This is a genomic window from Alteromonas sp. G4i35 (assembly GCF_054960375.1).
This window is the reverse complement of the sequence record NZ_JBHNZD010000019.1, coordinates 16,193-29,469: the sequence shown is the minus strand read 5'-3', so window position 1 is coordinate 29,469 and position 13,277 is coordinate 16,193. Positions and strand designations below refer to the sequence as shown.

At 47.1% G+C, this 13,277-nt stretch carries 9 protein-coding genes; 2 read left to right on the top strand and 7 right to left on the bottom strand.

The window, feature by feature from the left end; translation table 11 throughout:
* Positions 1–51: 51 nt before the first annotated feature.
* Genes ACFI6L_RS13340 through ACFI6L_RS13315 form a run of 6 tightly spaced genes read right to left on the bottom strand, consistent with a single transcriptional unit; the run spans position 52 to position 9,428 of the window.
* Entirely contained in the window at positions 52–681 is a 630-nt protein-coding gene (locus ACFI6L_RS13340; RefSeq protein ID WP_014949285.1) for an ATP-binding cassette domain-containing protein, read from the bottom strand.
* A 54-nt stretch (positions 682–735) separates the two neighbouring features.
* Positions 736–2,535 (bottom strand): ABC transporter permease, encoded by a 1,800-nt coding sequence (locus ACFI6L_RS13335; protein ID WP_156086350.1) that lies wholly within the window; start codon positions 2,533–2,535, stop codon positions 736–738.
* Positions 2,535–3,938: an ABC transporter substrate-binding protein gene (locus ACFI6L_RS13330; protein ID WP_348670956.1), complete on the bottom strand. Its 1,404-nt coding sequence runs from the start codon at positions 3,936–3,938 to the stop codon at positions 2,535–2,537. The genes ACFI6L_RS13335 and ACFI6L_RS13330 overlap by 1 nt, the downstream gene beginning before the upstream one ends.
* The gene (locus ACFI6L_RS13325) at positions 3,925–4,914 is read right to left on the bottom strand and encodes a DUF547 domain-containing protein (protein ID WP_348670955.1); all 990 of its coding nucleotides are present in this window, start codon (positions 4,912–4,914) and stop codon (positions 3,925–3,927) included. The genes ACFI6L_RS13330 and ACFI6L_RS13325 overlap by 14 nt, the downstream gene beginning before the upstream one ends.
* Positions 4,915–4,919: 5 nt before the next feature.
* Positions 4,920–7,073, bottom strand: a complete 2,154-nt coding sequence (locus ACFI6L_RS13320) for an FAD-dependent oxidoreductase (protein ID WP_435786928.1) — start codon at positions 7,071–7,073, stop codon at positions 4,920–4,922.
* A 15-nt stretch (positions 7,074–7,088) separates the two neighbouring features.
* Positions 7,089–9,428, bottom strand: a complete 2,340-nt coding sequence (locus ACFI6L_RS13315; protein ID WP_371342900.1) for a TonB-dependent receptor — start codon at positions 9,426–9,428, stop codon at positions 7,089–7,091.
* A gap of 167 nt (positions 9,429–9,595) precedes the next feature.
* Between ACFI6L_RS13315 and ACFI6L_RS13310 the strand changes: the two genes are divergently transcribed.
* Positions 9,596–10,006: a hypothetical protein gene (locus tag ACFI6L_RS13310; protein ID WP_371342899.1), complete on the top strand. Its 411-nt coding sequence runs from the start codon at positions 9,596–9,598 to the stop codon at positions 10,004–10,006.
* A gap of 125 nt (positions 10,007–10,131) precedes the next feature.
* Here the strand turns inward: ACFI6L_RS13310 and ACFI6L_RS13305 are convergent, their stop codons facing one another.
* A complete protein-coding gene (locus ACFI6L_RS13305; RefSeq protein WP_101566579.1) occupies positions 10,132–10,596 on the bottom strand; it encodes an EVE domain-containing protein in 465 nt (154 codons plus the stop codon).
* A 254-nt stretch (positions 10,597–10,850) separates the two neighbouring features.
* Here ACFI6L_RS13305 and ACFI6L_RS13300 point away from each other — a divergent pair, with 254 nt between their 5' ends.
* A complete protein-coding gene (locus ACFI6L_RS13300; RefSeq protein ID WP_371342898.1) occupies positions 10,851–13,193 on the top strand; it encodes a YgiQ family radical SAM protein in 2,343 nt (780 codons plus the stop codon).
* Positions 13,194–13,277: the final 84 nt, after the last annotated feature.

The following is a 13,277-nucleotide window of genomic DNA, read 5'->3' as shown; positions in this document are numbered from 1 at the left end:
GTATTTTTTTACTATTTCAGTACTACCTTCGGCAGTACCTATGTAATACCGCTATAAAATTTCTATGACGTTACCGCCTGCGGCTAGCGCATCATCTTTATCGTGTGTCACTAATACTGCGGGAATATTACGTGCTTTTAGCTGCGAAAACGTCCAGCTGCGAATTTGACTTCGAAGGGCTACGTCTAGTTTGCTGAACGGCTCGTCAAGCAATACCACATCAGGCTCAGAAGCTAACGTTCTGATAAGGCTTACTCTGGCCTGCTGACCACCAGAGAGCGTATTCACAGTCCGGTCAGCGATGCCGTCAAGTTCGACGGCCACTAATAACGCGTTTATGGCGTCGTGTTTCAATTGCTTGTTTTTATATGCCTTATCAGGCATAGCGAACGCAATGTTTTCGCCCACGGTCATGTGTTCAAATAAAAGCGCATCTTGAAACATAATACCCACTTTGCGAAGGTGCGCATCGATTTCGTTTATCACCACGTGGTTAATTTTAATTTGTCCAGTAACGCTAAAGGGGGCCTGAAGCTGTCCGGCGATGGCTTGAAGTAAAGTAGACTTACCTGCGCCGCTAGGTCCCATAACGGTCAGCACTTCTCCCTTTGCTACCTCAGCACTTAACTGAAGCAGCGGCTTGTCATCGCGATAAATAACGATGTTTTCTAAACTAAGCACTATAAATTACGCCCTTGTAGTTTTTGTTCTTGTTTTTATGTTAGCCATGCGCTTTTACTGCACCGGGTCTGCAGAACGATTGCTGTGAGTATCTGATACCAGCATTTGCCTACTTCGTCTTCTCATTGCAATTGCAGGCATGCACCAAGCGATCATAAAGCCAATTAACGGCATTACCGCTTGAATAATGACATACACCGCAGTAAGTCGCGTACTGCTCCCCGATACCGACGCTACAGCCTCGGTAGTAACAGTAGGGAGCGTCCCGCCAGACGCCAGCAAGGTAGGTAAATACTGGCTAAAACTAATCGCCAGCCCCAACGCCCATGCCACCATAATGGCGCTGAACAACGAAGGCAGCTTAACATGATAAAACACCTGCCACGGCGTTTTGCCCAAGCTCTGCGCCACCATGGCGTATCGGTTGTCGAACTTCCTATACGCCACCGCCATCGATAAAAACACGTAAGGCACAACATAAACCATGTGCGCTACATAGGTGTGAAACCATACGGCGTTTTGAAAAACAAGCTGCTGGAACCAGACCAGACCGTATAGGAAAGCTACGCCAGGTACCAATAGTGGCAAAAATAGAGAGACAGAAAATGCATTCGAAGCAACAGCACGCGCTGGCTTTAACTGTTCGCTTTCCAGGGTAAATAAAACAAGTACCAATGAAGTTGTACTCACCAGCGCGCCAAGCAATAAGGTATTAATAAGCGGTGTTGTCAGCGCACTTGTTGCCGTACTCCAGTGCAACAGTGTTAGCCCCTCTGGCAATAACAGCGGGAAATGCCATTGCTTAGCAAAGGAGTACACAACAACCGTGTATACCACTGTGCAAATCAAGATAATGTAAAACGCCATGATGACAAAACCACACGCGCGTAACACTGCATCGGCAAAATATCGATTACCACCTGAAAGGCTGCGCTTACCGGTGTATGCCACTAATCGCTCTATTCCCAAAAACAATACTACCGCCACCGCTAATACTGCCACCTGAACCACAGCAGCGCTACTTGCAAGCAGTCGCATGGACAAATCAATATGATTAAACCAGTGCATAATGGCGACAGCCAAAGTGCTCGGGTTATTTGGGCCTAGAATAAGTGGAATTTCTACATTTGAAGTGGCGAAAACTAGTACTGCTAAAAGCGGTAACTTTATCTGGGAAAAAATTGTCGGCAGCACCAGTTTAAAAAAGCTCGCAGTAGGCGAATAACCTAACGCTGTCCCCACCTTTACATACCCAGTGAGTTTCTTTTTCACCAGCGGCTGAGACATAACGCTTAGCGTCATTAACAAAATAAACGGCAGCTCTTTCAGGCTAAGCGCGATAAGTATACTTAGTCCTAGACTGTCATAAAGTAGCGTTCCATCATTCGCAGCGGGCAATGCCATTTCGCTGACTTCATTAACAAAGGGGGTTGTGAAAGCATGACTAAAATACGCATTCAAGCGCGTGGTGACTGCTGCAAAGATACCAGAAGGGCTAACTACAAATACGAGGGAAATGGCTGCAGCCGCGTGGGGAAACACCAGAAACGGGCTTAACACACCCTGGATTTTGCCTAGCAGGGAAGATTGGTAAAACGTGGCGAGAATACAAAACGCTGCTATTACGGCTAAAAGGGTTGAGCCTATGCCCGTAAAAAGCGACAACCACATCATTTGCCAAATGTCTGGAAGACCGAATAGCGTAGCAAACACTTGCGTTGAAAAGGTGTTTGCGCCGATAGCTGGGAAATAACCTAACGCAGGAAATATTACCCCTACCAGCCCTGCCAATACGGGAATACAAAGTAAAAGTAGCAAGCACCAGCGTGCAACAAGTGTAATGTGAGTAAACATTAGTAGCGAGCCCCGTAACGTTCATACCAGGCTTCGCGCAATTTATCAGTCCAGCTTGCATGGGGTTCGGCTAACAGCACCGCTGACTGAGATTTGTCGAGGGCAGATTTGTGCACAGCCTCGTCTTTAAACAGCATAGCTTGTGCTTGTGTCAGCGATGCCATATCAAGAACCGTATCGTCACCCCACACTTCCAGCTTTTGCTTCTCGGCCTGTGCTTCTGGCGAAAGCAAAAAATTTACTACTGTCTTTGCTGCTGTTTTGTTTTTCGAATTGTAGGTCAGCCCCACAAAATGGACATTAGCAAGGCTACCGTCTTGCATGGCATAGGTGCGAACATCATCGGGTAAATCAAAACGATTTACCGCTGATGGAATTTCAGCGGCGGTAAATGAAAACGCGAGTGTTAGCTCACCTGTGCCAACCAAGCGTTGAAGTTGTGAGGCTTGGCGAAGCATATACTTCCCTTGCTGCCACATAGTGGGATGCAATTGGTCCAAATAAGCCCAAAGCGCGGGCAATACAGCCTGAAGAGACGATTCAGTAACGGGTTGGTAAAACAAAGACTGCTTATCGCCGTTAAGAGCAATTGCTGCGTATTTTATAAAGCTAATGCCTAAATAATCGCTCGGCACTGGATAGGTGAAGCGTCCTGGCGCTTTTTGAGAGAACCGAAGCAGTTCATTGATGGTTTGCCCAGGCGTAGTGCCTAGCGCTTTCATGTGCGCGCTGCGATAATAAAACACCATGGACGCTTTCCCCCACGGTGCTTCCATACCAAGCGTGGGTTCACCAAAGTCAGTTACCATGGCAGAGTTCTTTTCCGGGCGGGTTAGCGCGAAATGATCAAGTTCTTTAACCCAGTCTTTAGCGAGCAAGTTATGCTTTTTCATTGCCGCAAAGTTTTCGCCATTTATCCATATTAAATCTACGCTGCCGTTATCGTGATTACCGGCCGCTTTTTCTGCTAATACGCGTGACACGGCGTCACTGGTATCAGCAAGCTTAACGTGCTGCAGTTCAATGTTAAAACGCTGGCTAACTTGCGCCGCTACCCATTGCAAATAACCATTTACTTGAGCGCTTCCCCCCCATGCATGAAAACGTACCAGAGGTTTGCTTTGTGTGTCGTCTTTAGGCGATTGCGCTGAGGTGCGCTTGAGCACCGTTGACGCACGTGTCGGCGATTGAGGCTGGCTCTGTATTTCATTGCCAGAAACATCAACAATAGAGCTATCAACACTGGCAATATCAAACGGCACCGCAAATGAATGCGAAGCCGTGATTAGCTGAGAACTGAAAACAGCTGATGCCAGCGCCAGCCCCTTAACGAGACGACTAAACTTGCCAAAGCGGCGTAAACAAGCCGCTTTCGTGCTAACTAAAGCGCTATTGCGTGGCATTGAGTGCCCAGTCGTAATCTAAGAATTCTAACTCTGCGTTATCTTGCTCAAGCACTGAAACCTGCTGACTCGATAGGTTTAATGCATCTTTGTATAACAGCAAAAATTGGCTGATATTTTCCGTGTTTACGTTTTTAATACCTTGCCAACTTTCACTTTTCCGATTGGTGTTTTTTTCAAAATCTTCGCTGTACCAGTCGAATATTTTTGAAAGCTTCAAGGTGTTACCGTCCATTCTGTTGCGAGACGTATCGGCTAAAAAACGCTTGGTTTGTGCGTCAAGCTGGCTATCTAGCCTTGCGCCAACGTACGCTTCTTCTCGCAGCGCAGGGCAACCAATACTGGCACAGTTTACGGCGAAATGAATTCGAGGTTCGTTATATCCTTCCGTGGTTTTATTTTGTCCGCGAATAAGTTCGTGCTCTATTTCATCCAGCGTACGGGTTTTACCAAGTAGCGGCGCAATTTCCTTTTTCCATGGCGACGAGAAAAAGCTGCCTAAATCGCGAATAGAGTCTATGTCTGGGAATTCGGTGAGGATTAGCTCAACGGTATAAGCATTGTAAGCATTGATAAGAAATGCCAGTTGGTCGGCCTTGCTCCAGCCGTCAAAGGTACTTTTTTCTACCTTAGCTAAGCTATTTAAATACTGAGTTAAACGTTCCCTATCTTGTTTACACCCATGGTAATCAACTTGCGTGCTGGCACCATTGTCTATGGTTTTCACATGCTCGCTTAGTAACGCACTAAACGGTTCGTGTAGCCTGTTCAATTGCTTTGGCACCGCTTCATCAGAGAGCGCTGAAAAGCTTACGCTTGCAGTAAGCAGCATGATGCTGCTTACTGCCAATCGACCAAATTTTCTAATAGTGATTCGTCTAGACATCGCGATTACTCTTGTCATTACTTGTTCGCTCGCCATCACCAATGCGTTTTTCACCGCAACTGCTTTTGTCACCGCTAATGCTTTTTTCACATTAACTATCCTCTGCGCCACGTGTGGAATTTCTCTACATAGCTGAGCAATTTTTCAGGCGCGTTTGCGCGCTTCCAATTCCCTGCTGCATACTTTGCGCCTTCAGCCCATGTTGGGTAAGCGTGGATAGTGCCGAGGATCTTGTTTAACCCTAGATCGTGCTTCATCGCAATAACAAACTCAGCCAGTAAGTCTCCTGCGTGTTCCGAGACGATAGTAACGCCCAGTATCTTGTCTTTACCCGGTGGCGTGAGTACTTTAATAAACCCTTTTCTAGCACTTTCCGCAACAGCACGATCTAACTCTGCAAACTCGTATCGCGTTACTTCAACGTCAATGTCTTGCTCGGCAGCGTCACGCTCGTTAATGCCCACGCGCGCTACTTCCGGATCGATGAAGGTTGTCCATGGGATAACACGATAATCAACTTTGAATTTTTTAAACGTGCCGAAAAGTGCGTTGACTGCAGCGTACCATGCCTGGTGGGCGGCCACGTGGGTAAATTGATAAGGCCCTACTACATCGCCAGCGGCAGAGATATTAGGCATCAGGGTTTGCAAGTATTCGTCTGTTTCAATTGTTCTATCAAATTGAATACCTAAGTCTTCCAGACCAAAACCATGTAAACGGGCTTTTCGTCCCACAGCCACAATGACTTCGTCGTAGGCGATAGTAGATTCAACACCCTCTTTCGCTACAACAAGTACTTTTTCACCGTCTTGTTGTTCAAAGCGAAGCGCATCATGGGACGTCAATACGTTTACGCCGCTCTCTCTAAGCACAGACTCAGCATACTCCGCCACATCCGCATCTTCCCTGCCCATTAAACGCGGGGCACGCTCAACTTGCGTTACGTCACTGCCAAGGCGTGAAAAGGCTTGGGCGAGCTCACAACCAATAGGCCCGCCACCTAATACGATTAAACGTTTTGGCGCGTCTTCAAGTTCAGCAAACTTGGTCCACAAGGTATCAGAGGTGACATAGCCGCTTTGCTCAATGCCTGGTAATTCGGGAATAAATGGAGCTGCACCTGTAGCAACCACAATATTTTTTGTGGTTAGTGTTTGGGTGCCGCCATCGTTCTTTTTTATTTCCACTGTCCAAGGGTCGATAATTTTCGCATAGCCTTTTACAACATCAACACCCAAGCTAGTGTAACGCTCTACACTGTCATTAGGCGCGATTGCCGCAATCACTTCGTGCACACGTGCCATCACCCTTTTAAACGACATAGCGGGTGTTACCGGCTCTAAACCATAGCTATCGGCATGGCGCATTTGATTGGCTACTTTCGCCGTCTTTATAATGGCTTTACTGGGCACGCAGCCGTAGTTAAGACAGTCACCGCCCATTTCGCCAGCTTCTACCAGCGTGACTTTTGCTTTCACCGCAGCAGCAATATAGCTGGTAACCAAACCACCTGCACCCGCTCCAATAACCACTAAGTTGCAATCAAACTTCTTTGGCTTGCTGTAGCCTTTGTACACGCGACGGCGATTGACCACTGCTACGATAGCTTTAGCTATCCAAGGGAATATGCCTAAAAGTACAAATGAAAAGATAAGCCCAGGCGAGACAATGCCAGACAAACTGTCTATTTGGGCAAGTTGAGTACCCGCATTTACATATACCGCGGTGCCCGCAAGCATGCCCACTTGGCTTACCCAGTAGAATGTCCAGGTTTTAAGCGACGTTAGTCCCATCAACAGGTTGATCAGGAAAAATGGGAATACTGGCACCAAGCGCAGGGTAAATAAGTAAAACGCACCTTGCTTTTCCACGCCCTCATCAATCTTTTTAAGCTTTTCTTTAAACTTGTTTCGCACGGTGTCGCGTAATATGAAGCGTGAAACTAAAAACGCCAGCGTTGCCCCTACGCTCGAGGCAAACGATACAATAACTAAGCCTTGAACCAGGCCAAACAAAGCCCCTGCTGCCAGGGTCAAAATAGCCGCACCCGGCAAAGAAAGTGCAGTTACGGCAACATAAATGGCAAAGAACACACCAATACTTAATACTGGGTTTTGAGCAATCTGCGATTGAAACGTATCGAGTGAATCCTTCATGCCTTGAAGGGTTAAATAGCTATTTAAATCAAAATAAAAAAAGCTAAATATGGCGGCAACTATAACCCCTAAAAGCGCTATCTTCTTAAACATAAATATCCTTAGCGCTTAAAACGCGTATTGCATGGTAACTTGAGCGTGACGAGGTACGTTTGGCATGACAAGTGTCGCACCGAAATACCCACCTTCAAACAGCGGCTGCCAGTTTTCTTCATCGGTCACATTAATGATATCTAAACGCAATCGAAGGTCATCTGTTACTTGATAGTCTGCATTTACATCAACCGTATATTGGTCGCGAATATGCACCGTTTGCAGAAAGTCTAGTGGGAATGACTTGGTATAGAGCGCACTTGCCCCCACTTGCAGGTCATCCGTAATTTGCCAGCCAGCGTTAATAGAAGCAATTTGTGGCGGGATCCCCTGAACGCGACTGTCTGATGCAGGGAACGCGGCAAAAGAAGGTGATCCTACTCCTGTACCTTCAATAATATCAGGACGACTATTATCAAACGCATCAATAACCTGCGCCGTACCTTGAAACGCCGCTGAATCATCAAAACGCGCGTCTAAATAGCTATACGCGGCATTGATCCAAACATCGTCTGCTTGATAGAACATTTGTAGTTCGAAACCTTGCGTTTTCACACCACTGTTACTGCCATCACGGTTACGTAGGCTTCGGGTTTGGTCAAACACAGCGGCCTCTGCATACCAGCTGCTGTTTGGCGCATATTTTACACCCACTTCGTACAGCGTATTTTCAGTAGCAAAGTTAAGCGGGTTAATCTCGTTATTACCGCCTAACACCGTGCCACCCGCCATGCTGTTCGATGTTGCGTCGTTTTCTGAAAACGCCGCGTAAACATTTACATCACCCGTTAATTTGTACACTGCACTTAACTGGTAGCTGGTTAATGTATCACTGTATGAATCTGAAGCTGCTTCAACACCAATCGGCGCTAGTGGGTCACGCGCGTCTACGTCATAGTAATCAACACGTAAGCCAGCAATCGTTGAAAATTTGTCGGTCCAAATAGAGCGCTGCTGAAGCGCCAGGCCTGTTTGCCATGCGGTAGAGTCGGTGGTGTCTGACAAGTTAAAATCGCCGTTACCATCACCGTCTACGTCGTATTGCGCACCCGGTGAAACATATACGCCAGGACGCAACTCAACTAATCGGGCTTTTTGGGCATCGGTAAGCGGAATAACGCGGTTTGAGATAGGCCCGGTCAAATCAATCGGATTATCAGCCTCAGTGGTAAACTGGCTATAGCCCAACACGTCGTTGTAGCGTAGCGCTAACCCTACGGTCGTGGTTTGGCTGTCGTTCCACTTATAATCTAGCTCAGTGTGGTTTTCGAACGTGTCAGCCCCGTCAATGATCTCAACAAAACTATTTTGCGCAATTTCTTCGCGTTCAAGGAATTGGTAGTAGGTAATGTTGCGAAGCGCCACGTTATCAGTCATTTTGTATTCGACACTGCTTCGAATAACCGTAGTTTCAGCACCGTTAATATCGTCTGGATTTGTGAATACGCGGTTGCGAGGAATAACCACTTCTCCGGTAGGAGAAATGATAGCACCTGCCCCCGGTACTGTACTGCCATTCGACTGAATACCTTGGCCTGTAATGTAGATGCCGTTATCGATAAGGTCTTGCGTTGGGCGGTTGATACCTGCGTTGTCTGGATAGTCTGTGTCATAATACTCCGCGCTGATATCCCACGTCAGTACATCGCTTGGCGTATAGCGATAGGCTACAAACAGGTTCGTGCTATCGCGCTCGGCAAAATCGTAGAAACTGCCATGGTCTAAGTACTCTGCACTAAAGCGAATACCACTTTTACCTTCTTCTATAGCTGTGCCGTAATCCACTTGCGTTGAATACTGATCCCAGCGCCCGGCGCGAAGGGTGACTTTCCCCTTGCTTTCTGTGGTAGGCGCAACCTTTGTTTGAAGGTTTACAAAGCCACCGTTGCGCTGCGTGCTACCAAACAACACTGGCGACGGCCCTTTCACCACGTCAATTTGCTCAACGCTATTGAACGACAAAGGCAAACCAAAGCCATTGTTGCCTGCTTGACGTCTTATACCATCTTGAAAAAGCTCACCTAATTGGCCGCGTATACTGGGCAGGCTTGGCGTGCCAAAGCCGCTAGAGGCGTACGCGTTGGGCGCCGCTTTTACGATGTCGTGTAAATCGTTAATGTTAAGTGCCTCTATCGCTTGTGCCGACAGTGACGTCACCGCTCTAGGTGTCTCAGCTGCACTTAAACCGCTACCGAAAATGCCTTTAAGTGTGTTATCACCAGGATTTAGCGTATCTAAACTCTGCTGGTTTCCGGTTACCTCAACCACTTCAATATCTGCCGCTTGTTGGGCATAGAGCGATTGACTGATGGCAAGTGCGAGTGTGCTAACGGCTAGGCCGATTACTTTTTTCATTAACAGATCCGTATTTTTAATTCTTGTTCGACAAGACCGATACGCGTCACAAAAAATTTCAGTACATTTAATTTTCAAAAAAATATTAAAAAACACAAAATTAATTGAAATTTTTATTTTGAACGGTCGTTCTAGTATGCTTGCACTATTATACTTTTGGAGCATGTATGCAAAACAACACCGATATTCAAAACCGACTACAATGGTCGCTACTCTCTCTTCGCGTAACAATATTTATCGTTATGTTCGTATGGACACTCGATAAGTTTGTTAACCCAGCCCACGGCATGGCCATTTTTGAAAAGTTCTATGGTATCGGCGGCGTGCCTGAAATGGCCGTTTACGTTATGGGCGCACTGCAGCTTGCGCTGGTTTTGGCGTTCTTAGCGGGACTTGCGAAAAAATACACCTACGGTCTTATTTTTATGCTTCACGGTGGGTCTACCCTGTCTTCATTCCAGCAGTATCTAGATGCCTTTAATCACCTGCTGTTTTTTGCTGCATGGCCAATGTGGGGCGCGTGCTTTGCACTTTTCCTATTGCGCGATGCCGATACTAAATTTGCCTTTGGCAAGTAGCAGCTATTCGTTAGCTAAACACGCTAGATACACAGCACGCTAGAAAGTTAGCGCATAGCGATAGCCCTTATATTTATCTTTAGCAAGCTAACAAGATATGACGGCTACGCTTTTTAGCATTTAACTTACTGTTTGGCAGCAGCATACAGTTGCTGCCATTCAGCCTCTTCTACAGGCATGATTGACAGTCTTCCACCTTTTTTGACCAATGGCAGTTCATTAATACCGTCCATCGTTTTAATCACTGAAAGCGGCAGAACGCTTGAAAATTTCTCTACAAATTTCACGTCAACGCGATACCAGCGGGGGTTATCCTGACTTGATTTAGGATCGTAGTATTTTGATTCAGGGTTAAACTGCGTGGTGTCCGGGTAGCCGTCTCTTACCACTTCAGCAACACCTGCAATGCCCACCAGCTTGCAACTTGAGTGATAGATAAATACTTTGTCACCCCGTTTAACGCCGTCTCGTAAAAAGTTACGCGCCTGGTAATTTCTTACGCCATCCCACGGTTCCGTTTGCTCTGGGCGGTTTGCCAAGTCATCGATTGAAAATGCATCAGGTTCTGTTTTAAATAGCCAATACGCCATAGTCGTCGTTAATTCTCTTCGTTGTAAATAGACAAGCCTGTCATTCGCTAAATGCGGGCATTTGAAGCGCTTATAAAAACCTGCGCTCATGGCTAGCTTTACAGCTTGTTGATTTAAGTGAGTATACAAAGCTCTTTAATTTAATGACAGTGCTATACCTTAGCTTGGCCAACACTGCTATAATTACGCACTTATTCTGAGCTACAGCCTAATTTAAGCTCAGCAACTCTCTGATTTATCTAGATGTGATTACTATGCAAGCCACCATTAAGGCCGATCGCGGTCTGTTTTCTTACCCTAAATATTGGCCACACTGCCTGGGTACTGCGCCGTTTCTCCCCATGTCGAAGGAAGAAATGGATGCCCTTGGCTGGGACAGCTGTGACGTTATTTTGGTAACGGGCGATGCGTATGTAGATCATCCTAGTTTTGGTATGGCGGTGATTGGCCGAGTACTTGAAGCACATGGTTTTCGCGTGGGAATTATTTCTCAGCCAGACTGGACCAGCAAAGACGACTTCATGAAGTTGGGTAAACCCAACCTGTATTTCGGCGTAACAGCCGGCAATATGGACTCTATGATAAACCGTTACACGTCTGACAAAAAGCTTCGTCACGATGACGCTTACACGCCAGGTAATGTAGGTGGCAAGCGCCCTGATCGTGCGGTTACCGTGTATTCACAGCGCTGCCGTGAAGCGTTTAAAGGTGTGCCTGTGATTGTGGGTGGCATAGAAGCCAGCTTACGTCGCATTGCGCACTACGACTATTGGAGTGAAAAAGTACGCCGCTCTGTACTGTTCGATTCCAAAGCGGACATGCTCTTTTTCGGTAACGCCGAACGTCCTCTTGTTGAAGTCACTCATCGCTTAGCGGCAGGTGAAGATATTGCCGATTTGCGAGACATTCGCGGTACTGCGATTATCGTTAAAGAAGCCTTACCAGAGTGGCAAGGTGTTGACTCGACCTCTCTAGACAGGCCGGGCAAGATAGACGCCATTCCAAGCCCCTACCAGATGGAGCCCGAGTGCGATTCGCAGGATAAAGACGCCAAAAGCAGTGAAGCGCCAGAAGCCGCCCCCATTGTGATTCAGCCTGCGCAAAAAGAGAAAGAAAAGCGTAAGCCTTGGGAAAACGTGTACGTTAAGCTACCTGCGTACGAGACGGTGAAAGACAACAAGGTGTTATACGCACATACGTCGCGTATTTTGCACCAAGAAACCAATCCTGGTTGTGCGCGTGCGCTAATGCAGCGCCACGGCGACAGACACATTTGGATTAACCCACCGGCCATGCCGCTTGAAACCGAAGAGATGGACGCGGTATTTGATTTACCCTATCAGCGTGTGCCTCACCCTGTCTATGGCGATGCTAAAATCCCCGCATACGATATGATCCGCTTCAGTATTAATATTATGCGCGGATGCTACGGTGGCTGTACCTTCTGCTCTATTACTGAACACGAAGGGCGTATTATTCAAAGCCGCTCTGAAGACTCTATTATTCGAGAAATAGAGCAAATACGCGATACTGTACCGGGCTTCACTGGTGTTATTTCAGACTTAGGCGGCCCGACGGCGAACATGTATCGCCTGCGCTGTAAGAGCCCTAAAGCAGAAGCTACATGTCGTCGCCCGTCTTGTGTGTACCCTAGCATTTGTGCGCACATGGATACGGACCATAAGCCAACTATCGACTTATACCGCCGTGCTCGTGAGTTGCCTGGAATTAAAAAGATATTGATTGCTTCAGGCGTACGTTACGACCTAGCAGTAGAAGACCCAGAATACGTGAAAGAGCTGGCCCTTCACCACGTAGGCGGCTACTTAAAGATCGCTCCAGAACACACCGAAGATGGTCCGCTTTCAAAAATGATGAAACCGGGCATGGGCAGCTACTACCGCTTCAAAGAGCTATTTGATAAGTACTCACAAGAAGCAGGTAAAAAGCAGTACCTTATTCCTTACTTTATTGCATCGCACCCGGGTACCACCGACGAAGATATGCTAAGCCTTGCGATTTGGCTTAAAGAAAACAAATTTAAGCTCGATCAGGTACAGAACTTCTATCCGTCGCCAATGGCAACGGCTACCACCATGTACCATACCGAGGTAAATTCCCTTCGCAAAGTCACTAAAGACAGTGAAGAGGTGCCTTCTGCAAAAGGTGAAATTCACCGTCGATTACACAAGGCGATGCTGCGTTATCACGACCCGAAAAACTTTGCGCAAATTCGTGAAGCACTTAAACGTATGGGGCGCGAAGATTTGATAGGCCGTGGTCCTCAGCACCTTGTTCCGCCAGAAACAGCAGATGAAAAACGCCAAAAAGCGCAAAAAGGCCGTCGTGGTGAACGCGCACTGACCAAACATACTGGGCTTCCTCCTACCTTTCAGGGCAAGAGCAGCAAAGGCGGTAACGGCGTAAATAAGAGCCGACGTAATTCCAACGCTAACAAGCAAGGTCGTGGTAACACAGCACAGCAGCGTAACGACACTGGCGGGAATAAGAACAGAGGCAACGCTTCGAAAGGAAATAATAGCGGCGGCAACAGTCGCGGCCGCACGCAAAAGCAGCCAAGCATGCACAAACGATAGAAACAAAAACGCCCGGAGCTTGTAAACTCTGGGCGTTTTTTTAAGGCCTATTGTCAACGATGACATTGCGCTTTCGTCGATTTA